This is a genomic window from Streptomyces sp. SP17BM10 (assembly GCF_036322405.1).
Classification (GTDB): domain Bacteria; phylum Actinomycetota; class Actinomycetes; order Streptomycetales; family Streptomycetaceae; genus Kitasatospora.
In genome coordinates this window covers 168,767-190,402 of sequence record NZ_JAQYXB010000571.1, presented here as the reverse complement: position 1 = coordinate 190,402, position 21,636 = coordinate 168,767, and the positions used below count along the sequence as shown (strand labels likewise).

32 protein-coding genes are annotated in these 21,636 nt (G+C 68.5%); 28 read left to right on the top strand and 4 right to left on the bottom strand.

Translation table 11 applies throughout. The features are described 5' to 3' along the window. The 4 genes from PUR71_RS16190 to rfbA form a co-directional block, all read right to left on the bottom strand. The coding region (locus PUR71_RS16190; protein ID WP_329927673.1) for an NAD-dependent epimerase/dehydratase family protein at positions 1 to 901 on the bottom strand (901 nt) is incomplete at its 3' end. 25 nt (positions 902 to 926) lie between these two features. Next, positions 927 to 1,829 (bottom strand): glycosyltransferase family 2 protein, encoded by a 903-nt coding sequence (locus tag PUR71_RS16185; RefSeq protein ID WP_329927672.1) that lies wholly within the window; start codon positions 1,827 to 1,829, stop codon positions 927 to 929. Positions 1,830 to 1,981: 152 nt separating this feature from the next. Beyond that, entirely contained in the window at positions 1,982 to 2,581 is a 600-nt protein-coding gene (gene rfbC, locus PUR71_RS16180; RefSeq protein WP_329927671.1) for a dTDP-4-dehydrorhamnose 3,5-epimerase, read from the bottom strand. Then, positions 2,578 to 3,453, bottom strand: coding sequence for a glucose-1-phosphate thymidylyltransferase RfbA (rfbA, locus tag PUR71_RS16175; RefSeq protein ID WP_443077458.1), 876 nt, complete (start codon positions 3,451 to 3,453; stop codon positions 2,578 to 2,580). Before rfbA ends, rfbC begins: the two co-directional genes overlap by 4 nt. A 93-nt stretch (positions 3,454 to 3,546) precedes the next feature. Between rfbA and rfbB the strand changes: the two genes are divergently transcribed. From rfbB to PUR71_RS16035, 28 genes are all read left to right on the top strand, one after another. Next, positions 3,547 to 4,521: a dTDP-glucose 4,6-dehydratase gene (gene rfbB / locus PUR71_RS16170; protein ID WP_329927670.1), complete on the top strand. Its 975-nt coding sequence runs from the start codon at positions 3,547 to 3,549 to the stop codon at positions 4,519 to 4,521. Further along, entirely contained in the window at positions 4,518 to 5,834 is a 1,317-nt protein-coding gene (locus PUR71_RS16165) for a hypothetical protein (protein ID WP_329927669.1), read from the top strand. The genes rfbB and PUR71_RS16165 overlap by 4 nt, the downstream gene beginning before the upstream one ends. Before the next feature lie 111 nt (positions 5,835 to 5,945). Beyond that, positions 5,946 to 6,347 (top strand): DUF2304 domain-containing protein, encoded by a 402-nt coding sequence (locus PUR71_RS16160; RefSeq protein ID WP_329927668.1) that lies wholly within the window; start codon positions 5,946 to 5,948, stop codon positions 6,345 to 6,347. Beyond that, complete coding sequence (locus PUR71_RS16155) at positions 6,344 to 7,123, top strand: glycosyltransferase family 2 protein (protein WP_329927667.1); 780 nt, start codon at positions 6,344 to 6,346, stop codon at positions 7,121 to 7,123. Before PUR71_RS16160 ends, PUR71_RS16155 begins: the two co-directional genes overlap by 4 nt. A gap of 209 nt (positions 7,124 to 7,332) precedes the next feature. After that, a complete protein-coding gene (locus PUR71_RS16150; RefSeq protein WP_329927666.1) occupies positions 7,333 to 9,144 on the top strand; it encodes a hypothetical protein in 1,812 nt (603 codons plus the stop codon). 393 nt (positions 9,145 to 9,537) lie between these two features. After that, on the top strand, positions 9,538 to 9,846 hold the full coding sequence (gene rpsJ / locus PUR71_RS16145) for a 30S ribosomal protein S10 (protein WP_012785157.1): 309 nt from the start codon (positions 9,538 to 9,540) through the stop codon (positions 9,844 to 9,846). Positions 9,847 to 9,860: 14 nt separating this feature from the next. After that, positions 9,861 to 10,508, top strand: a complete 648-nt coding sequence (gene rplC, locus PUR71_RS16140) for a 50S ribosomal protein L3 (RefSeq protein ID WP_329927665.1) — start codon at positions 9,861 to 9,863, stop codon at positions 10,506 to 10,508. Positions 10,509 to 10,512: 4 nt separating this feature from the next. Then, positions 10,513 to 11,190 (top strand): 50S ribosomal protein L4, encoded by a 678-nt coding sequence (gene rplD, locus PUR71_RS16135; protein WP_329927664.1) that lies wholly within the window; start codon positions 10,513 to 10,515, stop codon positions 11,188 to 11,190. Next, positions 11,190 to 11,507 (top strand): 50S ribosomal protein L23, encoded by a 318-nt coding sequence (rplW, locus tag PUR71_RS16130; protein WP_030280768.1) that lies wholly within the window; start codon positions 11,190 to 11,192, stop codon positions 11,505 to 11,507. The genes rplD and rplW overlap by 1 nt, the downstream gene beginning before the upstream one ends. A 46-nt stretch (positions 11,508 to 11,553) precedes the next feature. Further along, on the top strand, positions 11,554 to 12,390 hold the full coding sequence (gene rplB, locus PUR71_RS16125; RefSeq protein ID WP_329927663.1) for a 50S ribosomal protein L2: 837 nt from the start codon (positions 11,554 to 11,556) through the stop codon (positions 12,388 to 12,390). 11 nt (positions 12,391 to 12,401) lie between these two features. Continuing rightward, a complete protein-coding gene (gene rpsS / locus PUR71_RS16120) occupies positions 12,402 to 12,683 on the top strand; it encodes a 30S ribosomal protein S19 (protein ID WP_224273909.1) in 282 nt (93 codons plus the stop codon). A 55-nt stretch (positions 12,684 to 12,738) separates the two neighbouring features. Next, positions 12,739 to 13,086, top strand: coding sequence for a 50S ribosomal protein L22 (gene rplV, locus PUR71_RS16115; protein ID WP_030280773.1), 348 nt, complete (start codon positions 12,739 to 12,741; stop codon positions 13,084 to 13,086). Further along, a complete protein-coding gene (rpsC, locus tag PUR71_RS16110) occupies positions 13,086 to 13,910 on the top strand; it encodes a 30S ribosomal protein S3 (RefSeq protein WP_030280775.1) in 825 nt (274 codons plus the stop codon). The genes rplV and rpsC overlap by 1 nt, the downstream gene beginning before the upstream one ends. A gap of 5 nt (positions 13,911 to 13,915) precedes the next feature. Beyond that, positions 13,916 to 14,335 carry a 50S ribosomal protein L16 gene (rplP, locus tag PUR71_RS16105; RefSeq protein ID WP_030300385.1) on the top strand — a complete coding sequence of 140 codons (420 nt, stop codon included), beginning with the start codon at positions 13,916 to 13,918 and terminating at the stop codon, positions 14,333 to 14,335. Beyond that, on the top strand, positions 14,335 to 14,559 hold the full coding sequence (rpmC, locus tag PUR71_RS16100; RefSeq protein ID WP_030232478.1) for a 50S ribosomal protein L29: 225 nt from the start codon (positions 14,335 to 14,337) through the stop codon (positions 14,557 to 14,559). Before rplP ends, rpmC begins: the two co-directional genes overlap by 1 nt. Next, positions 14,559 to 14,831 carry a 30S ribosomal protein S17 gene (gene rpsQ, locus PUR71_RS16095; RefSeq protein ID WP_153460991.1) on the top strand — a complete coding sequence of 91 codons (273 nt, stop codon included), beginning with the start codon at positions 14,559 to 14,561 and terminating at the stop codon, positions 14,829 to 14,831. Before rpmC ends, rpsQ begins: the two co-directional genes overlap by 1 nt. Positions 14,832 to 14,933: 102 nt before the next feature. Beyond that, positions 14,934 to 15,305 carry a 50S ribosomal protein L14 gene (gene rplN, locus PUR71_RS16090; protein WP_030232481.1) on the top strand — a complete coding sequence of 124 codons (372 nt, stop codon included), beginning with the start codon at positions 14,934 to 14,936 and terminating at the stop codon, positions 15,303 to 15,305. 15 nt (positions 15,306 to 15,320) lie between these two features. Then, on the top strand, positions 15,321 to 15,632 hold the full coding sequence (rplX, locus tag PUR71_RS16085) for a 50S ribosomal protein L24 (RefSeq protein WP_030263484.1): 312 nt from the start codon (positions 15,321 to 15,323) through the stop codon (positions 15,630 to 15,632). Then, positions 15,632 to 16,201, top strand: a complete 570-nt coding sequence (rplE, locus tag PUR71_RS16080; protein WP_030280779.1) for a 50S ribosomal protein L5 — start codon at positions 15,632 to 15,634, stop codon at positions 16,199 to 16,201. Before rplX ends, rplE begins: the two co-directional genes overlap by 1 nt. A gap of 4 nt (positions 16,202 to 16,205) precedes the next feature. Continuing rightward, positions 16,206 to 16,391 carry a type Z 30S ribosomal protein S14 gene (locus tag PUR71_RS16075; RefSeq protein ID WP_030055830.1) on the top strand — a complete coding sequence of 62 codons (186 nt, stop codon included), beginning with the start codon at positions 16,206 to 16,208 and terminating at the stop codon, positions 16,389 to 16,391. Between the two features lie 289 nt (positions 16,392 to 16,680). Further along, a complete protein-coding gene (gene rpsH, locus PUR71_RS16070) occupies positions 16,681 to 17,088 on the top strand; it encodes a 30S ribosomal protein S8 (RefSeq protein ID WP_207810340.1) in 408 nt (135 codons plus the stop codon). A gap of 22 nt (positions 17,089 to 17,110) precedes the next feature. After that, positions 17,111 to 17,650 carry a 50S ribosomal protein L6 gene (gene rplF, locus PUR71_RS16065; protein ID WP_329927662.1) on the top strand — a complete coding sequence of 180 codons (540 nt, stop codon included), beginning with the start codon at positions 17,111 to 17,113 and terminating at the stop codon, positions 17,648 to 17,650. A 3-nt stretch (positions 17,651 to 17,653) separates the two neighbouring features. Then, the gene (rplR, locus tag PUR71_RS16060; RefSeq protein WP_030280785.1) at positions 17,654 to 18,037 is read left to right on the top strand and encodes a 50S ribosomal protein L18; all 384 of its coding nucleotides are present in this window, start codon (positions 17,654 to 17,656) and stop codon (positions 18,035 to 18,037) included. A gap of 48 nt (positions 18,038 to 18,085) precedes the next feature. Further along, positions 18,086 to 18,706: a 30S ribosomal protein S5 gene (rpsE, locus tag PUR71_RS16055; RefSeq protein ID WP_030393306.1), complete on the top strand. Its 621-nt coding sequence runs from the start codon at positions 18,086 to 18,088 to the stop codon at positions 18,704 to 18,706. Continuing rightward, entirely contained in the window at positions 18,706 to 18,888 is a 183-nt protein-coding gene (rpmD, locus tag PUR71_RS16050; RefSeq protein WP_030055835.1) for a 50S ribosomal protein L30, read from the top strand. The genes rpsE and rpmD overlap by 1 nt, the downstream gene beginning before the upstream one ends. Positions 18,889 to 18,890: 2 nt before the next feature. Beyond that, positions 18,891 to 19,343 (top strand): 50S ribosomal protein L15, encoded by a 453-nt coding sequence (rplO, locus tag PUR71_RS16045; protein ID WP_443077457.1) that lies wholly within the window; start codon positions 18,891 to 18,893, stop codon positions 19,341 to 19,343. A 318-nt stretch (positions 19,344 to 19,661) separates the two neighbouring features. Further along, positions 19,662 to 20,972, top strand: coding sequence for a preprotein translocase subunit SecY (gene secY, locus PUR71_RS16040; RefSeq protein ID WP_329927661.1), 1,311 nt, complete (start codon positions 19,662 to 19,664; stop codon positions 20,970 to 20,972). Further along, positions 20,972 to 21,625, top strand: a complete 654-nt coding sequence (locus PUR71_RS16035) for an adenylate kinase (protein ID WP_329927660.1) — start codon at positions 20,972 to 20,974, stop codon at positions 21,623 to 21,625. The genes secY and PUR71_RS16035 overlap by 1 nt, the downstream gene beginning before the upstream one ends. The last annotated feature ends 11 nt before the right edge of the window (positions 21,626 to 21,636 follow it).

Genomic DNA, 21,636 nt, shown 5'->3' with positions numbered 1-21,636 from the left:
GGGTGCGGCGGGGGGTCCAGCCGAGGCTGTCGCGGGCGACGGTGACGTCGAGCTGCTGCCACTCGGTCTCCGGGCCGGTGCCCTCGGGGGCCGGGACCTCGGTGATCTCGGTGGGCACGCCGCTCTCCTCGATCAGGAGCTCGACCAGGTGACGGGCGGTGGAGGCGGAGCCGGTGCCGACGTTGACGACCGGCGGGGCCGAGCGGTCGGCGGCGGCCAGCAGGACGGCGTCGAGGGTGTCGGTGAGGTCGACGAAGTCGCGCAGGGCGGTGAGCGGCTGCAGCGAGAGCTGCGCGGTCTCGCCGGCCGCGCGGGCGGCGTCGAGCTTGGCGGCCATGACGCCGAGCAGGCTGTGGCCGGGCTGGCCGGCGCCGACGACGTTGCCGAGCCGCAGCACGACGCCGGAGATCCGGCCGGCCTCGACGGCGCGCACGACGGCCTCGGTGGCGGCGAGCTTGAGCTTGCCGTACTCCATGACCGGGGCGGCCGGGTCGCTCTCGCGCTGGCTGGTGCCCACCGGGGCCATGCCGTACTCGTGGACGGTGCCGAGGTGGACCAGGCGGGCGGGGGAGGCCATGGCGGCGACGGCCTCGATCAGCCGCTCGGTGAGGACGACGTTGGCCTGGTACATCTGCTCGTCGTTCAGGCCCCACATGCCGCCGGCCGCGTTGACGACGGTGTCGACGCGCTCGCGGTCGAGCAGCGCGGTGAGCTCGGCGGGGTCGCCGCCCGCGAGGTCGAAGGCGACGAAGCGGCCGGGCGCCGGCTCGGCCGGGGCCTTGCGGGCGAGGCTGACGACCTCGGCGCCCTGCGCGAGGAGGCGGGCGCCGAGCACCCGGCCGATGAAGCCGGTGCCACCGAGGACGGCCACCCGGGCCGGTGCCGTGTGCGGAGCGGTCATTGCGGGGACTCCAAGGGTTCGTGGGTCAGCGGGGACGGCGGGCCGTGCTGGTGGCGTTGCGCAGCAGGGCCTTCGCACCGTCCCACTGGCCGGCGCGCATCGCGCCCGGGACCAGGGTGAGGGCGTGGATGCGGGCGGACAGGTGGAGCCGGGAGGCACGCGCCGCCCGCGACCAGCCTTGCGCGTCGAGGCGGTCGGCGGCGTCGAGGAAGTAGCGCCGGGCCTCGGTGAAGCGGGTGCCGCTGAACGCGGACGAGGAGGAGATGCTGACGGCGTGCCGGCGGTACTGGAAGGCGAGGACGTCGTCGATGACCATCTGCTCGCCGGCCTGGAGGAGGTCGATGACCAGGGCGAGGTCCTGGATGATCTCCAGGTTGTCGCGGAAGCCGGTGGTCTTCACGGCCTCGGTGCGCCAGCAGATGGACGGGAAGTAGAGCCAGTTGCCCCTGAGCAGGCTGACGGCGAGGTCCTCGCCGCCCATCAGGAGGCGGCCCTGTGCCTTGGGCGCGTAGATGCGGCGCTTGGACTCGTCCGCGAGCGAGGTGCTCGGCCGGCCGTCGCTGCCGATGACCTGGACGCCGGGCTGGATCATCGCCACGCCGGGGTGCTGGGCGAGGATCGAGCGGATCGTGGCCACGTAGTTGGGCAGCATGACGTCGTCGGTGCCCATGAACACCATGTGCTCGTGCTCGGCCATGCCCAGGCACTTGCGGTAGTTGCCGGTGACGCCGAGGTTCTGCTCGTTGCGGAAGTAGCGCACCCGCGGGTCGCCGAGCTCCGCGAACCACTCCGGGACGCCGGGTTCCTTGCCGTCGTCCACGACGGTCAGCCGCCAGTCCGGGTCGGTCTGGGCCAGGACGCTGCGGACCGCCTCCTGCATCAGTGCGACGTCGCCGTAGTACGGAAGCAGGATTTCCAGAGTGGTCATGGTGGAGGCACATCCGGTGGTCGGGTTCGGGGCCTGCGGGCGGGAGCACGACCCCGCGGCGGGCCCATCATACTGAGCCCCCGCGAGGCCCCCGCCGACGGCGATGCCCGGACCGGGGCCGCCGCGGGCGGCCGGTCCGGGCACCGGTCGGTTCACTTGGTGCGCAGGCCCTCGGTGTACGCCAGGCACTGCTCGTAGTCCGGCAGCAGGCCGCTCGCGATCGCCTCGGCGAGCGTGGGGGCTGCCGCGTCGCGGGCCGACAGCTGGGGGACGTCGGCGGGCCACTCGATGCCGAGGTCCGGGTCGAGCGGGTGCACCGCGTGCTCGCCGGTCGGGTTGTAGGTCTCGGAGCAGACGTACGACAGGGTGGCGTCGTCGGTCAGCGCGCAGAAGCCGTGGCCGACGCCCTCGGGGATGTAGACGGACGTGCGCTCGGCGTCGTCGAGGCGGACGAACTCCCACTTCCCGAAGGCGGGGGAGCCCACCCGCAGGTCGACGACGACGTCCAGGACGGCGCCGCGCACGCAGCTGACGTACTTGGCCTGGCCGGGCGGGACGTCGGCGAAGTGGATGCCGCGCACGACGTCCTTGGCGGACACCGACAGGTTGCCCTGCGCGAGCCGCAGCGGGTGGCCGACGACCTCCTCCAGGCGGTCGAAGCGGTACCACTCCATGAACAGGCCGCGCGGGTCGCCGTGCTGCTGCGGGGTGACCTCGAAGGCGCCGGGGATGGACAGCTCGCGGAACTTCACTTGGCCGCCTCCTCGTCGAGCAGCGCGATCAGGTAGTCGCCGTAGCCGCTCTTGCGCAGCGGCTCGGCCAGCTCGCGCAGCTGCCCGGCGTCGATCAGGCCGGCCCGCCAGGCGGCCTCCTCGATGCAGCCGATCTTGAAGCCCTGGCGCTCCTCGATGACCCGGACGAACTCCGAGGCCTGGACCATCGAGACGAACGTGCCGGTGTCAAGCCAGGCGGTGCCGCGGTCGAGGACGGTGACGTGCAGTTCGCCGAGCTTGAGGTACTCCTCGTTGACGGCCGTGATCTCCAGCTCGCCGCGGGCGCTCGGGGTCAGGTCGCGGGAGATCTCCACGACGCGGTTGTCGTAGAAGTAGAGGCCGGGCACGGCGTAGCGGGACTTCGGGGCGTCCGGCTTCTCCTCGATGGAGATGACCTGGCCGTGGTCGTCGAACTCGACGACGCCGTAGGCGGTCGGGTCGGCGACCGGGTAGGCGAAGACCATGCCGCCCTTGGGGTCGGTGCGCTGGGCGAGGCGGGTGCCGAGGCCGCTGCCGTGGAAGATGTTGTCGCCCAGGATCAGCGCGACCGGCTCGTCGCCGATGAAGTCGGCGCCGAGGACGAAGGCCTGGGCGATGCCCTCGGGCTTCTCCTGGACGGCGTACTCCAGCTTCAGGCCGAACTGGGAGCCGTCGCCGAGCAGACGCTGGAACTGCTCCTGGTCCTGGGGGGTGGTAATGATCAGGATCTCGCTGATCCCCGCCATGACCAGGGTCGACAGCGGGTAGTAGATCATCGGCTTGTCGAAGACCGGGAGGAGCTGCTTCGAGACAGCCCGGGTCAGCGGCCAGAGTCGGGAGCCGGTGCCGCCGGCCAAGAGGATTCCACGCATGCCACGCAGCTTATGTGAGGTCCGGGGGCGCTTCGGAAGCCCCCGTCGGCCCGGGGCCTCGGGTTCGATTCGCCCCGGTAGACTGCCCGCACTATGCGCATCCTCGTCACCGGCGGCGCCGGCTTCATCGGTTCAGAGTTCGTCCGCCAGCTGCTCGGCGCCGACGCAACGGATCAGATCACCGTCTTCGACAAGCTCACCTACTCGGGCGTCGAGGCCAACCTGGCCCCGGTCGCCGACCACAGCGGCTACGCCTTCGTGCGCGGCGACATCTGCGACGCCGACGCCGTCGACCAGGTGATGCCCGGACACGACGTGGTCGTGCACTTCGCGGCCGAGTCGCACGTCGACCGCTCGATCGAGGGCGCGGGCCCGTTCGTGGTGACCAACGTCCTCGGCACCCAGGTGCTGCTGGACTCGGCCCGCAAGCACGGCGTCGCCCGCTTCGTCCACGTCTCCACCGACGAGGTGTACGGCTCGATCTCCGAGGGCTCGTGGACCGAGGAGTGGCCGCTCGCCCCGAACTCGCCGTACTCCGCCTCCAAGGCCGGGTCCGACCTGCTGGCGCTGGCCTACCACCGCACCCACGGCATGGACGTGGTGGTCACCCGCTGCTCCAACAACTACGGGCACTACCAGTTCCCGGAGAAGGTCATCCCGCTGTTCACCACGAACCTGCTGGACGGCAAGAAGGTGCCGCTGTACGGCACCGGCGGCAACATCCGCGACTGGCTGCACGTCTCCGACCACTGCCGCGGCATCGAGCTCGCCATGCGCAAGGGCCGCGCCGGCGAGGTCTACAACATCGGCGGCGGCACCGAGCTGACCAACAAGGAGCTCACCGAGCTGCTGCTCCAGGCGGCCGGCGCCGACTGGTCGTCCGTGGAGCCGGTCGCCGACCGCAAGGGCCACGACCTGCGCTACTCGCTGGACATCACCAAGATCAGCGAGGAGCTCGGCTACGCCCCGCAGGTCCGCTTCGAGGACGGCCTCGCGGCCACCATCGCCTGGTACCGCGACAACCGCGCCTGGTGGGAGCCGCTGAAGGCCAAGGCCGCACTGCGATGACGAACCCGGTGGCCAGGCTGCTGGGGGCGCTGCCCCCCGGCGTGCGGCTCGTCGCGGGGGGCACCGTCGTGCTCGGTGCCTCCTCGTACATCTTCCTGGCGCTCGCCGGGCACGGCCTGGACACCACGCAGGTCGCCGGCGTCTCCATGCTGTGGACGCTGGTCATGTCGGTCGGGTACGGCCTGTTCTCGCCGGTGGAGCTGGAGCTCAACCGGCTGGTGGCCGCCCGCGACGTGGCCGGCCACGGCCCGGGCCCGGCCATCCGCCGGGTGCTGCTGGCCACCGCCGCGGTGTTGGCCGTCGTGCTGGCCGGCGTCGCGGCGGCCGCCCGCCCGATCGCGGACCGCTTCTTCTCCGGCGACATCGGCCTGGTGGCCGGCATGGGCGGCGCCCTGATCGGCCTGGCCGTCAGCTCGGTGGCCCGCGGCGCGCTGGCGGGCCTCGGCCGCTTCGGCTCCTACGGCCTCCAGCTGGGCGTCGACGGCGGTCTGCGGATCGGCCTGGCCGCGCTGATCCCGCTGTTCGGCGTGCACTCGGCGTTCGCGTTCAGCCTGATCCTCGTCGTGGCGCCGCTCGCCGCCTCGGTGATCGGGATGCGCTCGGTGCTCGCCGACCGCCGCGGCGGCCCGGCCCCGGCCTGGCGCGACGTCGCCACCGGGCTCGGCCTGCTGACCGGCTCCACGCTGCTCGCGCAGCTCATGGTCAACGCCGCGGTGGTGAGCGTGGGCGTGCTCTCGCCGTCCTCCAAGGCGCTGATCGCCGCACTGCTCAACGCGGTGGTGCTGGCCCGGGTGCCGCTCTTCGCGTACGCGGCCATCCAGGCCTCGCTGGTCTCCTCGCTGTCCGGCGCCGCGGCGGCCGGCAACCACGCGGAGTTCCGCAAGGTCCTGCTGCGCACCGGCGGCATCGTCGCGCTGATGTGCACCGCGGCCGGTGTGCCGACGGTGATCCTCGGCCCGTGGGCCATCCGCCTGTTCTTCAAGGCGCAGGACGTCCTGGGTTCGGCCGACTTCCTGTGGCTGTCGCTCGGCACGCTGTGCTACATGCTCGCGACCGTCTTCGGGCAGGCGCTGCTCTCGCTCGGCCGCCACCAGCGGCAGCTGCTGTCCTGGCTGGCCGGCACGGTGGTGCTGGTCGCCGTCACCGCGGTGCCGGGGGCGATCGCGACCCGCGTCGAACTGGCCTACCTGGCTGGTGCCGCCGTGAGTGCTGCTGCCATGCTGTGGGCGCTCGCCCGGTCCCTGACGGCTCCGGCCGCGGTCGCCGCGGAGCCGGGTGCAACCATGGCGGCGCGCCAGTCGTCAGAAGTCTGACACCATCTGCGCGGGCCCCGTACAACCGGCGGCGGCAGTCCGTTCCGCCACGCCTTTTAAACTGTCATTGCCCTGGCCACGCCACACAGCCGCTGAAAGGCGCTCCCCGTCGTGCATCTCACCGTCATCACTTCGATCACCGGCGTGCTGGTGCTCGTCTACATCCTGGAGCTGCTGCGCCGACAGCAGCTCCGGGAGAAGTACGCGGCGATCTGGCTCGCGATCGGCGTCGTCGTCGCGCCGCTCGGGTTCTTCCCCACGATCCTGGACTCCACCGCCCGCCGCCTCGGCATCGCCTCGGGCGTCAGCCTGGTCCTGTTCGCGGGCTTCATCCTGGTGCTGCTGGTCTCGCTGCACCTGAGCTGGGAGGCCTCCCGGCTGGAGGCCGAGACCCGCACGCTGGCCGAGGACGTCGCGATGATGCGCGCCTACCTGGCCGAGCACCACGACTACCCGATCGCGCGCAGCAACAACGACGCCGCCAAGGCGAACGACCCCGGGGTGACGGCATGATCGACGGCAAGCGGGTACTGATCATCCTCCCGGCCTGGAACGAGGCCGAGGGGCTGCCCAAGATCCTCCGGGAGATCCAGCAGAAGCTGCCCGGCGTCGACACCCTGGTCGTCGACGACGGCTCGGTGGACGACACCGCGGCCGTCGCCGCCGCGCACGGCTCCAAGGTCGCCCAGCTGCCCTACAACCTGGGCGTCGGCGGCGCGATGCGCTTCGGCTACCGCTACGCGCACCTGCACGACTACGACATCGCGCTGCAGTGCGACGCCGACGGCCAGCACGACCCGTCGTACGTGCCGACGCTGATCGCCAAGCTGGACGAGGCGGACCTCGTCATCGGCGCCCGCTTCGCCGGCGAGGGCTCGTACAAGGTGCGCGGCCCGCGCTCCTGGGCGATGAAGCTGCTCTCCGTGGTGCTGTCCCGGGTCGCCCGCACGCGGCTCACCGACACCACCTCGGGCTTCAAGGCCTGCAACAAGCCGATGATCGAGTTCTTCTCCCAGTGGTACCCGGTCGAGTACCTGGGCGACACGATCGAGAGCATGGTCGGCGCCGCGCGCTGCGGCTTCGTGATCCGCCAGGTGCCGGTCGCGATGCGCGAGCGGACCACCGGCACGCCCAGCGCCTCCCCGATCAAGGCGACGATCTACCTCGCCCGGGCCGGCCTGGTCCTGCTGCTGGCGATGATCCGCCGGATGCCCAAGCACCTCAAGCTGATCCAGCCGGCCACCAAGAAGGCCGCGGCACCGCGCCGCGAACTCGCCGGCCGCAGCTGATCACGTCGCGTGACCGCCGGGCCCGGTACCCCGTGACCGAGGGGTGGGGCCCGGCATCGGCTTGCTAGCGTGTCGGGAGTGGACGTCCCGTCGGCTTTCCGGGGACGTTCCGTGGCGACCGGGTGCCCCCGGCGGCGCCCGCCGACCCCGCTGGCCCGCCGAGCCGGCCCGACCCGCGGCAGAGTGCCGCTTCACGGAAGCGAATGGACATGACGGATTTGGCACCGGACGTCGTCGGCGCCCCCTCCAGCACGCCCGGCGGCGCCAGAGGCGCGTCGTCCGGCGGGACGTCGACGGCCCGGGCGGGCGGCCGCTTCGAGCGCTGGACGGAGAAGCGCTGGTTCCTCCCGCTGGGGGAGGGCGTGGTCAGCGTCGTCGTCGCCCTCGGGTTCATGCTGCTCTGCACCCACATCAGCGTCAATCCCATCACCCGGATCGGTCAGGTCAGCGGCCTCGCCAAGATCCAGCAGTACGCGGCGCTGCTCGGCATCCCCGTCCTCGCGGTGCTGCTGTTCCTCGCCTACCGCGGCACCCTGCGCTACTACCAGGTCGCGCAGCGCCTGGCCTGCGCGGCCGTCGCGGGCCTCGGCACCGGTGTCGTCGCCGGCGGCATCGTGGTCGCGCTGCACGGCACCCCGTGGGGCCTGGGCGGCCAGGAGGGCGACCCCGGCAACCTCATGGGCATGGCCAACGACATGATGCGCGGCAAGGGCCTGCCGGGGGTCTACCCCCCGCTGTTCCCCGCACTGCTAGCGGTCTGGGCCAAGCTCTTCCACAACGGCATCCCCGGAGTGGGCCACGCCCTCAAGGACCTGCAGCTGATCCTCAGCGCGCTGGTCGGGCCGATGGCCTACCTCTCGTGGCGGATGCTGCTGCGACCGTTCTGGGCGATGGCCGTCGCGGTGCCGACCTCGATCGTCTTCCTCGACCCGATCCGCCCGTACAGCCACGGCTCCATGCTGGTGCTGCTGCCACTGCTGGCCGCCTGCTTCCGTGAGATCCGCCGCGCCGACGAGCTCTCGGTGCGCTCCGCGGTGCTGCGCGGCCTCGGCTTCGGCGCCGCGTTCGGCGTGATGTTCCTCTGGTACTCGGGCTGGTACCTGTGGGCGGCGCCGGGCTCGTTCGTCCTCGCCCTGATGCTGTTCCCGTGGCGCCGGGGACGGCTCGCGATCAAGCGCGCCGTCGTCTACCTCGGCGTCCTGCTGGTCACCGCCGCCGTGATCGGCGCGCCGCTGCTCTACCAGCTGGTCCGCCTGGGCGCCACGACGATGGACCGCTACGCGTACATCAACACCTACATCGACCCGGCGTACGTCATGGGCTGGGCGTCCGACCGCGCCGGCGACCTGACCTACCACGACTTCCCGGTGTCGGGCGAGCTGGCCGGCCAGACCGGCTTCGGCGTCCTGCTGCTCCTGGGCGTGGGCATCGGCGTCGGCCTTGGCCTGCGCACCGTCGTGGTGCGCACCGCGGGCTTCGTGCTCGCCGGCGCCTGGCTGCTGCGCTTCTGGTTCGCCTCCCACATGGAGCACACCCAGGCCGTCCAGCTGTACCCGCGCACCACCTGGATCATCTTCTACTGCCTGATCATCCTGGCCGTCCTCGGCGTGATGCTCACCTACGAGCGCGTCTTCGGCTGGATCCGCGGCACGCTGGAGGAGGTCGCCCCGGCCCGCGCCGCCCGGATCTCGCCGCGCGCGCTGTCCCAGCTGGCCGCCGGCCTGATCTGCGCGATCGCCCTGTTCGCCACCATGGGCGGCTCGTGGTCGGCCAACCGCTTCATGCCGTCCACCAACCCGGGCGTCGAGGACATGGGCCTGGACGCGCTGCGCGCCCACCTGCAGCAGCTGGACAACGGCAAGTGCCCCAAGTACTCGCCGTACAACGGGAAGCAGGCCTGCAACCCGATCAACATGAACCTGTCCGAGTACACCTTCGGGCCGGACCAGGTGAAGCTCTACTGCGCCAACACGACCTCCAAGGAGTACGACATCGTGTGCGGCCGCCCGCCGAAGGGCTGATCCCCAACGGGTGACGATCGGGGCCGGTGAGGTGGACCTCACCGGCCCCGATTGGCATTCGTGCTGCTCCATGTGGCAGTATGTCCAAGTTGCTCGGTTGAGTGCCGATGCTGCGCGCCTCCCGCCGGGAGGACTGGAAGCGAGTCCCATGTACTCGTCGTTCCCGTGATGGCCGTCAAGCGTGAGTTCTACGCCACGGCAGCTGCGGGGCGAAAGTACGGGAATCTTCCGGGAAGCGTGAGCGGGGTCTCGGCCCGGCTGCCCCTCACCCCGAAAGTTCGAAACCGACGAGTTCTTCGCCGGTTTTTTGCAAGCGCGAGTGCGACACGCCCGAGCGCGGGGGTCGGAGGGGGAGTCGTGCAGCAACTAAGGACAAAGGACTACTGAGTAGCCATGGCGGGACAGAAGATCCGCATCCGGCTCAAGGCCTACGACCACGAGGTCATCGACTCTTCGGCGAAGAAGATCGTCGAGACGGTGATCCGTACTGGTGCGCAGGTCGCAGGCCCGGTGCCGCTGCCCACTGAGAAGAACGTGTACTGCGTCATCCGCTCGCCGCACAAGTACAAGGACTCGCGCGAGCACTTCGAGATGCGTACTCACAAGCGTCTGATCGACATCCTCGACCCCACGCCGAAGACGGTTGACTCGCTCATGCGTCTCGACCTGCCGGCGGGCGTCGACATCGAGATCAAGCTCTGAGAGGCGCACCGAAGATGGCTAAGCAGATTAAGGGCATCCTGGGCGAGAAGCTCGGCATGACCCAGGTCTGGGACGAGAACAACCGGATCGTCCCGGTGACCGTCGTCAAGGCCGGGCCGAATGTCGTGACCCAGGTCCACACCGCCGACAGCCCGGCCGGCTACGACGCCGTCCAGATCGGCTTCGGCGAGATCGACCCCCGCAAGGTGAACAAGCCCCTCGCGGGCCACTTCGCCAAGGCCGGTGTCACCCCGCGCCGTCACCTGGTCGAGCTGCGTACCTCGGACGCGTCCGAGTACACCCTGGGCCAGGAGATCACCGCCGAGCTGTTCGAGGCGGGTGTCAAGGTCGACGTGACCGGCACCTCCAAGGGCAAGGGCTTCGCCGGTGTCATGAAGCGCCACAACTTCCGTGGTCTCGGCGCCGGTCACGGCACCCAGCGCAAGCACCGCTCGCCCGGTTCCATCGGTGGCTGCGCCACCCCGGGCCGCGTGTTCAAGGGCCTGCGCATGGCTGGTCGGATGGGCCACGAGCGTGTCACGACCCAGAACCTGACCGTGCACGCGGTCGACGCGGAGAAGGGTCTGCTGCTCATCAAGGGCGCCGTCCCGGGCCCGAACGGCGGCCTCGTCCTCGTCCGCACCGCGGCGAAGGGGCTGTGAGGAAATGAGCACCATTGACATCCTGTCGCCGGCTGGCGACAAGACCGGCAGCCTCGAGCTGCCGGCCGAGATCTTCGACGCGAAGGTCAGCGTTCCGCTGATGCACCAGGTCGTCGTGGCGCAGCTCGCTGCGGCCCGTCAGGGCACCCACAAGACCAAGACTCGTGGCGAGGTCCGCGGTGGCGGCAAGAAGCCGTACCGCCAGAAGGGCACCGGCCGCGCCCGTCAGGGCTCGACCCGTGCGCCGCAGTTCGCCGGCGGTGGCGTCGTGCACGGTCCCGTGCCGCGCGACTACTCGCAGCGGACCCCGAAGAAGATGATCGCCGCCGCGCTGCGCGGTGCGCTCACCGACCGGGCCCGCCACAACCGCATCCACGTCATCACCGACGTGACCGCGACCGAGGCGCCGTCGACCAAGGCCGCCAAGAGCCTGTTCGGCAAGATCACCGACCGCAAGAACGTCCTCCTGGTCGTCGAGCGCTCGGACGAGCTGGGCCTCAAGTCCGCTCGCAACCTGCCGAACGTGCACATCCTGGACGCCGGTCAGCTGAACACCTACGACGTGCTCGTCTCCGACGATGTGGTCTTCACCCAGGCCGCCTTCGAGCGTTTCGTGGCCGGTCCGGCCGCGTCCGCCAAGGCCGTTGCCGCTGAGGGCGAGCTCGAAGGGAGCGCCGCCTGATGAGCGACGTTACGAGCAAGACGTTCACGGACCCCCGTGACGTCCTGGTGAAGCCGGTCATCTCGGAGAAGAGCTACTCGCTCCTCGACGAGAACAAGTACACGTTCATCGTGTCGCCGGGCGCCAACAAGACCCAGATCAAGCAGGCCGTCGAGGCGGTCTTCTCGGTCAAGGTCGAGGCTGTCAACACGATCAACCGTCAGGGCAAGCGCAAGCGCTCCAAGACGGGCTTTGGCAAGCGCAAGGACACCAAGCGCGCCATCGTGACGCTGGCCGAGGGCAACCGCATCGACATCTTCGGTGGTCCGGTCTCCTGAATAGGGAGATCGTGATCGTCGATTAGGACGAGGACGAGAGAGCCAAATGGGCATCCGCAAGTACAAGCCGACTACGCCGGGCCGTCGTGGCTCCAGCGTGGCCGACTTCGTAGAAATCACGCGGTCCACCCCGGAGAAGTCGCTGGTTCGCCCGCTGCACAGCAAGGGCGGCCGCAACAACGCCGGTCGTGTTACCGCTCGCCACCAGGGTGGCGGTCACAAGCGCGCCTACCGCGTGATCGACTTCCGTCGTCACGACAAGGACGGCGTGCCGGCCAAGGTCGCGCACATCGAGTACGACCCGAACCGCACCGCGCGCATCGCGCTCCTGCACTACGCGGACGGCGAGAAGCGCTACATCATCGCGCCGCGCGGCATCGCGCAGGGCGACCGGATTGAGAACGGCCCCGGCGCCGACATCAAGCCCGGCAACAACCTGCCGCTGCGCAACATCCCGGTCGGTACCACCATCCACGCGGTGGAGCTGCGTCCCGGCGGCGGTGCCAAGCTGGCCCGCTCCGCGGGTTCCGGCATCCAGCTGCTGGCGCGTGAGGGCAAGATGGCGCACCTGCGCATGCCCTCCGGTGAGATCCGCCTGGTCGACGCGCGCTGCCGCGCCACCGTCGGCGAGGTCGGCAACGCCGAGCAGTCGAACATCAACTGGGGCAAGGCCGGCCGCATGCGCTGGAAGGGCGTCCGCCCGACCGTGCGTGGTGTCGCCATGAACCCGATCGACCACCCGCACGGTGGTGGTGAGGGTAAGACCTCCGGTGGTCGCCACCCGGTCTCGCCGTGGGGTAAGCCCGAGGGCCGCACCCGTCGCCCGAACAAGGCGTCGGACAAGCTCATCGTGCGCCGCCGCAAGACCAACAAGAAGCGCTAGGAGCAGGTCAGATGCCGCGCAGTCTTAAGAAGGGCCCCTTCATCGACGGCCACCTCATCAAGAAGGTGGACGTTCAGAACGAGGCGGGTACCCAGAACGTCATCAAGACCTGGTCCCGTCGTTCCGTGATCTCCCCGAGCATGCTCGGCCACACGATCGCGGTTCACGATGGCCGTAAGCACGTCCCGGTGTTCGTCACCGAGTCGATGGTCGGCCACAAGCTCGGCGAGTTCGCTCCGACCCGCACCTTCCGTGGCCACGTGAAGGAAGACCGGAAGTCGAAGCGCCGCTAAGCCTGAGCTTGCGCGCCAAACAGACTCAATGACTTACTCCATTAAGGGGACAACCATGGAAGCCAGGGCTCAGGCGCGGTACATCCGCGTGACGCCCATGAAGGCCCGCCGCGTGGTGGACCTCATCCGTGGCATGAATGCCACGGAGGCCCAGGCCGTCCTGCGTTTCGCTCCGCAGGCCGCCACCGTGCCGGTCGGCAAGGTGCTCGACAGCGCCATTGCCAACGCCGCGCATAACTACAACCACTCCAACGTGGACGACCTCTACATCTCCGAGGCGTACGTTGACGAGGGCCCGACCCTGAAGCGGTTCCGTCCGCGTGCCCAGGGCCGCGCCTACCGGATCCGCAAGCGGACCAGCCACATCACCGTGGTCGTCAGCAGCAAGGAAGGGACCCGGTAATGGGCCAGAAGGTTAACCCGCACGGGTTCCGCCTCGGCATCAGCACGGACTTCAAGTCCCGCTGGTACGCCGACAAGCTGTACAAGGACTACGTCAAGGAAGACGTCGCCATTCGTCGCATGATGACGAAGGGCATGGAGCGCGCCGGCATCTCCAAGGTCGAGATCGAGCGCACCCGCGACCGCGTCCGCGTCGACATCCACACCGCCCGCCCCGGCATCGTCATCGGTCGCCGTGGCACCGAGGCCGACCGCATCCGCGGCGACCTCGAGAAGCTGACCGGCAAGCAGGTCCAGCTGAACATCCTCGAGGTCAAGAACCCCGAGCTGGACGCCCAGCTCGTGGCTCAGGGCGTCGCGGAGCAGCTGTCCTCCCGCGTCTCCTTCCGCCGTGCCATGCGCAAGTCGATGCAGGGCACCATGAAGTCCGGCGCCAAGGGCATCAAGGTCCAGTGCTCCGGTCGTCTCGGCGGCGCCGAGATGAGCCGTTCGGAGTTCTACCGCGAGGGTCGCGTGCCGCTGCACACCCTCCGTGCGAACGTCGACTACGGCTTCTTCGAGGCCAAGACCACCTTCGGCCGCATCGGCGTGAAGGTCTGGATCTACAAGGGCGACGTCAAGAACATCGCCGAGGTCCGCGCTGAGAACGCCGCTGCCCGCTCGGGCAACCGCCCGGCCCGTCCCGAGGGTGGTCGTCCCGCCCGCGGTGGCGAGCGCCGTGGTGGCGAGCGCGGTGGCCGTGGCCGTCGTCCCGCCGCTGCCGAGGCCCCCGCGGCCGCGGCCGTCGAGGCTCCGGCTGCTGAGAACACCGGAACGGAGGCCTGACCCAAATGCTGATCCCCCGTCGGGTCAAGCACCGCAAGCAGCACCACCCGAAGCGCCGTGGCGCCTCCAAGGGTGGCACCGAGCTGGCGTTCGGCCAGTTCGGCATCCAGGCCGTGACCCCGGCCTACGTGACGAACCGTCAGATCGAGTCCGCTCGTATCGCGATCACCCGTCACATCCGTCGTGGCGGCAAGGTCTGGATCAACATCTACCCGGACCGCCCGCTCACCAAGAAGCCGGCCGAGACCCGCATGGGTTCCGGTAAGGGTTCGCCGGAGTGGTGGATCGCGAACGTGCACCCGGGTCGGGTCATGTTCGAGCTGTCGTACCCGAACGAGAAGGTTGCTCGCGAGGCGCTCACCCGCGCCGCGCACAAGCTGCCGATGAAGTGCCGGATCGTCCGGCGCGAGGACGGTGAGAGCTGATGTCGGCCGCTACCAAGGCTGCTGAGCTTCGCTCGCTGGACAACGAGGGTCTCGTTGCCAAGCTGCGCGAGGCCAAGGAGGAGCTGTTCAACCTCCGCTTCCAGGCGGCGACCGGGCAGCTCGACAACCACGGACGGCTCAAGCTCGTCCGCAAGGACATCGCGCGGATCTACACCCTGATGCGCGAGCGCGAGCTGGGCATCGAGACGGTGGAGAACGCCTGATGACTGAGAACACCAACGAGACGCGCGGTTTCCGCAAGACCCGTGAGGGTCTCGTCGTCAGCGACAAGATGGACAAGACCGTCGTCGTCGCCGTCGAGGACCGCGTCAAGCACGCTCTGTACGGCAAGGTCATCCGCCGTACGAACAAGCTGAAGGCGCACGACGAGCAGAACGCTTGCGGCGTCGGCGACCGGGTCCTCCTCGCGGAGACCCGCCCGCTGTCCGCGTCCAAGCGCTGGCGCGTCGTCGAGATCCTCGAGAAGGCCAAGTAACGAAGCCGATGAGGTACGGCCGTATGTGCACCGGGTCCCCCTGGGACGCCGGTGTGAGCAGCGGCCGGCCCGTCGACTCTCGTTGACGATCAGGAGAAAGCTGTGATCCAGCAGGAGTCGCGACTGCGTGTTGCCGACAACACTGGTGCCAAGGAGATCCTTTGCATCCGTGTTCTCGGTGGCTCCGGTCGCCGCTACGCCGGTATCGGGGACGTCATCGTCGCGACCGTCAAGGACGCGATCCCCGGTGGTTCGGTGAAGAAGGGTGACGTCGTCAAGTGCGTCGTCGTCCGCACCGTGAAGGAGCGTCGTCGTCCGGATGGCTCGTACATCCGCTTCGACGAGAACGCCGCTGTCGTGCTGAAGAACACCGAGGGTGACCCCCGTGGCACCCGCATCTTCGGCCCGGTCGGCCGCGAGCTGCGCGACAAGAAGTTCATGAAGATCATCTCGCTGGCGCCGGAGGTGCTCTAACCCATGGCGAACAGCATGAAGATCAAGAAGGGTGACCTGGTCCAGGTCATCACCGGCAAGGACAAGGGCAAGCAGGGCAAGGTCATCCAGGCCATGCCGGCTGAGAACAAGGTCCTGGTCGAGGGTGTCAACCGGGTCAAGAAGCACACCAAGCCGGGTCCGGGTACCCAGGGTGGCATCGTGACCGTCGAGGCCCCGGTGCACGTCTCCAACGTCCAGCTGGTCGTGGAGAAGGACGGCAAGAAGGTCGTCACCCGCGTCGGTTACCGCTTCGACGACCAGGGCAACAAGATCCGCGTTGCCAAGCGGACCGGTGAGGACATCTGATGTCTGAGACGACTGTTGAGAAGGTGGCCCCCCGCCTCAAGGAGCGTTACAACTCCGAGATCAAGGGCCAGCTGCAGGAGCAGTTCTCGTACGAGAACGTCATGCTGATCCCCGGCCTGGTCAAGGTCGTGGTCAACATGGGTGTCGGCGAGGCCGCCCGTGACAGCAAGCTGATCGAGGGCGCGATCCGCGACCTGACCGCGATCACCGGTCAGAAGCCGGCCGTGACCAAGGCTCGTAAGTCCATCGCGCAGTTCAAGCTGCGCGAGGGCCAGCCGATCGGCACCCACGTCACCCTTCGCGGTGACCGCATGTGGGAGTTCCTGGACCGTCTGGTGTCGCTGGCCCTGCCGCGCATCCGTGACTTCCGTGGCCTCTCCCCGAAGCAGTTCGACGGCCGTGGCAACTACACGTTCGGTCTGACCGAGCAGGTTATGTTCCACGAGATCGACCAGGACAAGGTCGACCGTCAGCGCGGTATGGACATCACCGTCGTGACCACCGCTCAGACCGACGACGAGGGCCGGGCGCTCCTGCGCGCTCTGGGCTTCCCGTTCAAGGAGGCGTGAGCCAATGGCGAAGAAGTCCCTCATCGCGAAGTCCGAGCGCAAGCCGAAGTTCGGCGTCCGGGCCTACACCCGGTGCCAGCGCTGCGGCCGTCCGCACTCGGTGTACCGCAAGTTCGGCCTGTGCCGTGTCTGCCTTCGTGAGATGGCGCACCGCGGCGAGCTGCCGGGCGTGACCAAGAGCTCCTGGTAGTCCTTCTTCTTCAGAAGACAGCCAGAGCTTTAGGCAACGCCAGCGACGCAGAGGTGCCCGATCCCACATCGGCCCGTTTTGGGCTCCCGTACGGATTCCCGTAAGGTTGTGGGGTCGGGCCCCCTGCCGCGGCTTCCCCATGGATGTCCGTGGCCCTTCTAAGGAAGGGCTCGCACCCAGTCTTACTACGTCGTAGGTCCCCTGCGCTTGTGCCCCTGACGCACTCGATCCGAGTGCGGTGGGGGGACCTGGTGCGGAGAAACCACGGCGAGAGAGGCCTGAGGCCATCATGACCATGACCGACCCCATCGCAGACATGCTCACGCGTCTGCGTAACGCGAACTCGGCGTACCACGACTCTGTCGCGATGCCGTCGAGCAAGATCAAGGCGCACGTCGCCGAGATCCTGCAGCAGGAGGGGTACATCTCCTCCTACAAGGTTGAGGAGCCCGCTGAGGGCGAGGTCGGCAAGAAGCTGACCATCGAGCTCAAGTTCGGCCCCAACCGTGAGCGCTCCATCGCCGGCATCAAGCGCATCAGCAAGCCGGGTCTGCGTGTTTACGCAAAGTCCACCAACCTGCCCAAGGTTCTCGGTGGCCTCGGCGTGGCGATCATCTCCACGTCGTCCGGCCTCCTGACCGACAAGCAGGCCGCCAAGAAGGGCGTAGGCGGAGAAGTTCTCGCCTACGTCTGGTAATTCGGGAAACGGAGGTACAGCAATGTCGCGCATTGGACGGCTGCCCATCCAGGTCCCCGCTGGCGTGGACGTCACCATCGATGGCCAGACGGTCGCGGTGAAGGGCCCCAAGGGCTCCCTCTCCCACGTTGTCGCTGAGCCGATCGAGATCGGCAAGGGCGAGGACGGCACCGTGCTCGTCACCCGCCCCAACGACGAGCGTCGCTCGAAGGCCCTCCACGGCCTGACCCGCACGCTGGTGGCGAACATGATCACCGGCGTGACCGCGGGCTACCGCAAGTCGCTGGAGATCAGCGGTGTTGGTTACCGAGTCACGGCGAAGGGCTCCGACATGGAGTTCGCGCTGGGCTACAGCCACCCGATCCTGGTCACCGCGCCGGAGGGCATCTCCTTCGTCGTCGAGTCGCCCACCAAGTTCCACGTGGACGGCATCGACAAGCAGAAGGTCGGCGAGATCGCCGCCAACATCCGCAAGCTGCGCAAGCCCGACCCGTACAAGGCCAAGGGCGTCAAGTACGCGGGCGAGGTCATCCGCCGCAAGGTCGGAAAGAGTGGTAAGTAAGCGATGAGTGTCTCTGTCAAGATCGGCAAGGGCAACGCCTACAAGAGCGCCGCTCGCAAGCGCCGCGCGATCCGCGTTCGCAAGCGCGTCGTCGGCACCGAGGTGCGTCCGCGTCTCGTCGTGACGCGCTCGAACCGTCACATGGTCGCCCAGGTCATCGACGACGCCAAGGGTCACACCCTGGCGTCGGCGTCCACCCTCGACGTGTCCATCAAGGGCGCCGAGGGCGACAAGACCGAGCTGGCCAAGAAGGTCGGGAGCCTGGTCGCCGAGCGCGCCAAGGCCGCCGGCATCGAGTCGGTCGTCTTCGACCGCGCGGGCAACCGGTACGCCGGCCGCATCGCCGCCCTGGCGGACGCGGCTCGCGAGGCCGGGCTCGACTTCTAAGCCGCTCGTCGACTCTGTCGGCGGACGTAATCGAGAGAGGTAATTCCAATGGCTGGACCCCAGCGCCGCGGTAGCGGCGCCGGCGGCGGCACCGGTGGCGAGCGGCGCGACCGTAAGCGTGACGACCGGGGCAACGCCCCCGCCGTCGAGAAGACCGCTTACGTCGAGCGCGTCGTCGCGATCAACCGTGTCGCCAAGGTTGTCAAGGGTGGTCGTCGTTTCAGCTTCACCGCGCTCGTCGTGGTGGGCGATGGCGATGGCACCGTGGGTGTCGGTTACGGGAAGGCGAAGGAGGTTCCGGCCGCCATCGCCAAGGGTGTTGAGGAGGCCAAGAAGAACTTCTTCAAGGTTCCCCGTATCCAGGGCACCATCCCGCACCCGATCCAGGGTGAGAAGGCCGCCGGCGTCGTGCTCCTGAAGCCCGCCGCCCCCGGTACCGGTGTTATCGCCGGTGGTCCGGTGCGCGCCGTCCTGGAGTGCGCCGGCATTCACGACATCCTGTCGAAGTCGCTCGGCTCGGACAACGCGATCAACATCGTGCACGCCACCGTGGCTGCTCTGAAGGGCCTCGTTCGCCCCGAGGAGATCGCCGCCCGTCGTGGCCTGCCGCTGGAGGACGTGGCCCCCGCCGCTCTGCTGCGGGCGCGTGCTGCTGGGGTGAGCGCCTGATGGCTCGCCTGAAGATCACGCAGACCAAGTCGTACATCGGTAGCAAGCAGAACCACCGTGACACCCTGCGTTCGCTTGGTCTCAAGCGCATGCACGACGTCGTGGTGAAGGAGGACCGTCCCGAGATCCGCGGGATGGCCCACACGGTCCGTCACCTGGTGACGGTTGAGGAGGTGGACTGATCATGGGCGACAACCCGATCAAGATCCACAACCTGCGTCCCGCCCCGGGTGCCAAGACCGACAAGATCCGTGTGGGTCGTGGCGAGGGCTCCAAGGGCAAGACCGCCGGTCGTGGTACCAAGGGCACCAAGGCCCGCTACCAGGTTCCGCAGCGCTTCGAGGGTGGCCAGATGCCGCTCCACATGCGCCTGCCGAAGCTGAAGGGCTTCAAGAACCCGTTCAAGATCACGTTCCAGGTCGTCAACCTCGACAAGCTGGCCGAGCTCTACCCGCAGGGTGGAGAGGTCACGGTCGAGGGCCTGGTCGCCAAGGGCGCGGTTCGCAAGAACTCCCTCGTCAAGGTGCTCGGCACCGGCGAGATCTCGGTCGCGCTGCAGGTGACGGTCGACGCCGTCTCCGGCTCCGCCGCCGCGAAGATCACCGCCGCCGGCGGTACGGTCACCGAGCTCGTCTGAGCCCGCTGACCACAGCTCCGAACCCCGCACTTCCTCAGGGAGGTGCGGGGTTCGCGCTTTTCCGGTGGCGCGGACCGAAAACAGGCCGGAGCTTCCCTCGTTCTTTTGTGTGGCAAATCCGGGCATCCCGTACCCCGTAGGTGGGGGAGGGGGCGTACGCGCTTCTTCGGAGTGGCTGCGCACTGTTAGAGTCCGTGGAGTTCCCTTGTAGGCTGCGCGTAGGCTCGCCTGTGCCGTCTGTACGGGGGCCCGAACCGCAAACTCCCCATTCAGGACCGACCCTCCCGCCGACGACGTGCGGGAGGCGCAGGAGGCACCGTGCTCAGTGCGTTCGCGCGGGCGTTCCAGACGCCCGACCTGCGCAAGAAGCTGCTGTTCACGCTGGGCATCATGGTGCTGTTCCGGCTGGGCTCGCACATCCCGATTCCCGGCGTGAGTTTCACCGCTGTGAACGAGTGCGTGAAGGAGACCAAGAACAGCGGCCTCTTCGGGCTCGTCAACCTGTTCAGTGGTGGCGCGCTTCTCCAGCTCACGATCTTCGCGCTCGGCATCATGCCGTACATCACGGCCAGCATCATCCTCCAGCTCCTCACCGTCGTGATCCCGCGACTCGAGGCGCTGAAGAAGGAGGGTCAGGCCGGTACGGCGAAGATCACCCAGTACACCCGCTACCTGACCATCGCGCTCGCCGTGCTCCAGGGCACCGGCATCGTCGCGACGGCCTCCAGCGGCGCGCTGTTCTCCGGCTGCCCGCTGGCGAACCAGATCGTGCCGGACACCGGCGTGTTCCGGATCGCCGTCATGGTGCTGACCATGACCGCCGGCACCACCGTCATCATGTGGCTGGGCGAGCTCATCACCGACCGCGGCATCGGCAACGGCATGTCGCTGCTGATCTTCACCTCGATCGCCGCGCAGTTCCCCTCCAACATGTGGGCGATCAAGCAGTCCGGCACCATCGGTGGCGGCTGGGTCGAGTTCCTCTCCGTCGTGGCCGTCGGCATCATCGTTGTGATGCTGGTCATCTTCGTGGAGCAGGCCCAGCGCCGGATCCCGGTGCAGTACGCGAAGCGCATGATCGGCCGCCGCGCGTTCGGCGGCACCTCGACCTACATCCCGCTCAAGGTGAACCAGGCCGGTGTCATCCCGGTCATCTTCGCCTCGTCGCTGCTCTACATCCCCGCCCTGGTGGTCCAGCTGACCAACAGCCAGGCCGGCTGGGCGATCTGGATCCGGACGAACTTCGTCAAGGGTGACCACCCGATCTACATGGCCACCTACTTCCTGCTGATCGTCTTCTTCGCCTTCTTCTACGTCGCCATCTCCTTCAACCCCGAAGAAGTTGCCGACAATATGAAGAAGTATGGTGGCTTCATCCCGGGCATCCGGGCCGGCCGGCCGACGGCCGAGTACCTGAACTACGTGCTGACCCGAATCACGTGGCCGGGTTCGCTCTACCTGGGCCTGATCGCGTTGATCCCGATGATCGCCCTGGTCGCCTTCGGACAGCAGACCAACTTCCCGTTCGGCGGCACCAGCGTTCTCATCGTCGTCGGCGTCGGACTCGAAACTGTGAAGCAGATCGAGAGCCAGCTCCAGCAGCGCAATTACGAAGGGTTCCTCCGCTGATGCGTATCGTCCTCGTTGGTCCTCCCGGGGCCGGGAAGGGTACTCAGGCGCACCTGCTCGCCAAGACCCTGTCCATCCCCCACATCTCCACCGGAGACCTGTTCCGCGCCAACATCGGCCAGGGCACCCCGCTGGGGCTCGAGGCCAAGAGCTACATGGACGCGGGTCGCCTGGTGCCGGACGAGGTGACCATCGGGATGGCCAAGGACCGGATGCTCCAGGCGGACGCCGCGAACGGCTTCCTGCTCGACGGCTTCCCCCGCAACCTGGGTCAGGCCAAGGCACTGGACGAGTTCCTCGTCGAGCACGGCATCAAGCTCGACGGCGTGCTGGACCTGGAGGTCCCCGAGGACGAGGTCGTCCGCCGGATCGCCGGCCGACGCCTGTGCCGCAACGACGGCGGCCACGTGTTCCACGTGGACTACAACCCGCCGAAGGCCGAGGGCGTCTGCGACGAGTGCGGCGGCGAGCTGTACCAGCGCTCGGACGACACCGAGGAGAAGGTGCGCACGCGCCTGGAGGTCTACCACACGGAGACCGAGCCGATCATCGACTACTACGTCCAGCAGGGCCTGGTGGCGACGATCTCGGCGCTCGGCAAGGTCGACGAGGTGACCCAGCGCGCGATCGGTGCGCTGAAGCAGGACGGCTGAGTTTTTCAGCG

Excerpts from the sequence above, each read along its gene's own strand:
- PUR71_RS16185 (WP_329927672.1), bottom strand. The coding sequence starts at position 1,829 with ATGACCACTCTGGAAATCCTGCTTCCGTACTACGGCGACGTCGCACTG.
- rfbA (WP_443077458.1), bottom strand. The coding sequence starts at position 3,453 with ATGCGTGGAATCCTCTTGGCCGGCGGCACCGGCTCCCGACTCTGGCCG.
- rfbB (WP_329927670.1), top strand. The coding sequence starts at position 3,547 with ATGCGCATCCTCGTCACCGGCGGCGCCGGCTTCATCGGTTCAGAGTTC.
- PUR71_RS16165 (WP_329927669.1), top strand. The coding sequence starts at position 4,518 with ATGACGAACCCGGTGGCCAGGCTGCTGGGGGCGCTGCCCCCCGGCGTG.
- PUR71_RS16155 (WP_329927667.1), top strand. The coding sequence starts at position 6,344 with ATGATCGACGGCAAGCGGGTACTGATCATCCTCCCGGCCTGGAACGAG.
- PUR71_RS16150 (WP_329927666.1), top strand. The coding sequence starts at position 7,333 with ATGACGGATTTGGCACCGGACGTCGTCGGCGCCCCCTCCAGCACGCCC.
- rpsJ (WP_012785157.1), top strand. The coding sequence starts at position 9,538 with ATGGCGGGACAGAAGATCCGCATCCGGCTCAAGGCCTACGACCACGAG.
- rplC (WP_329927665.1), top strand. The coding sequence starts at position 9,861 with ATGGCTAAGCAGATTAAGGGCATCCTGGGCGAGAAGCTCGGCATGACC.
- rplD (WP_329927664.1), top strand. The coding sequence starts at position 10,513 with ATGAGCACCATTGACATCCTGTCGCCGGCTGGCGACAAGACCGGCAGC.
- rplW (WP_030280768.1), top strand. The coding sequence starts at position 11,190 with ATGAGCGACGTTACGAGCAAGACGTTCACGGACCCCCGTGACGTCCTG.
- rplB (WP_329927663.1), top strand. The coding sequence starts at position 11,554 with ATGGGCATCCGCAAGTACAAGCCGACTACGCCGGGCCGTCGTGGCTCC.
- rpsS (WP_224273909.1), top strand. The coding sequence starts at position 12,402 with ATGCCGCGCAGTCTTAAGAAGGGCCCCTTCATCGACGGCCACCTCATC.
- rplV (WP_030280773.1), top strand. The coding sequence starts at position 12,739 with ATGGAAGCCAGGGCTCAGGCGCGGTACATCCGCGTGACGCCCATGAAG.
- rpsC (WP_030280775.1), top strand. The coding sequence starts at position 13,086 with ATGGGCCAGAAGGTTAACCCGCACGGGTTCCGCCTCGGCATCAGCACG.
- rplP (WP_030300385.1), top strand. The coding sequence starts at position 13,916 with ATGCTGATCCCCCGTCGGGTCAAGCACCGCAAGCAGCACCACCCGAAG.
- rpmC (WP_030232478.1), top strand. The coding sequence starts at position 14,335 with ATGTCGGCCGCTACCAAGGCTGCTGAGCTTCGCTCGCTGGACAACGAG.
- rpsQ (WP_153460991.1), top strand. The coding sequence starts at position 14,559 with ATGACTGAGAACACCAACGAGACGCGCGGTTTCCGCAAGACCCGTGAG.
- rplX (WP_030263484.1), top strand. The coding sequence starts at position 15,321 with ATGAAGATCAAGAAGGGTGACCTGGTCCAGGTCATCACCGGCAAGGAC.
- rplE (WP_030280779.1), top strand. The coding sequence starts at position 15,632 with ATGTCTGAGACGACTGTTGAGAAGGTGGCCCCCCGCCTCAAGGAGCGT.
- PUR71_RS16075 (WP_030055830.1), top strand. The coding sequence starts at position 16,206 with ATGGCGAAGAAGTCCCTCATCGCGAAGTCCGAGCGCAAGCCGAAGTTC.
- rpsH (WP_207810340.1), top strand. The coding sequence starts at position 16,681 with ATGACCATGACCGACCCCATCGCAGACATGCTCACGCGTCTGCGTAAC.
- rplF (WP_329927662.1), top strand. The coding sequence starts at position 17,111 with ATGTCGCGCATTGGACGGCTGCCCATCCAGGTCCCCGCTGGCGTGGAC.
- rplR (WP_030280785.1), top strand. The coding sequence starts at position 17,654 with ATGAGTGTCTCTGTCAAGATCGGCAAGGGCAACGCCTACAAGAGCGCC.
- rpsE (WP_030393306.1), top strand. The coding sequence starts at position 18,086 with ATGGCTGGACCCCAGCGCCGCGGTAGCGGCGCCGGCGGCGGCACCGGT.
- rpmD (WP_030055835.1), top strand. The coding sequence starts at position 18,706 with ATGGCTCGCCTGAAGATCACGCAGACCAAGTCGTACATCGGTAGCAAG.
- rplO (WP_443077457.1), top strand. The coding sequence starts at position 18,891 with ATGGGCGACAACCCGATCAAGATCCACAACCTGCGTCCCGCCCCGGGT.
- PUR71_RS16035 (WP_329927660.1), top strand. The coding sequence starts at position 20,972 with ATGCGTATCGTCCTCGTTGGTCCTCCCGGGGCCGGGAAGGGTACTCAG.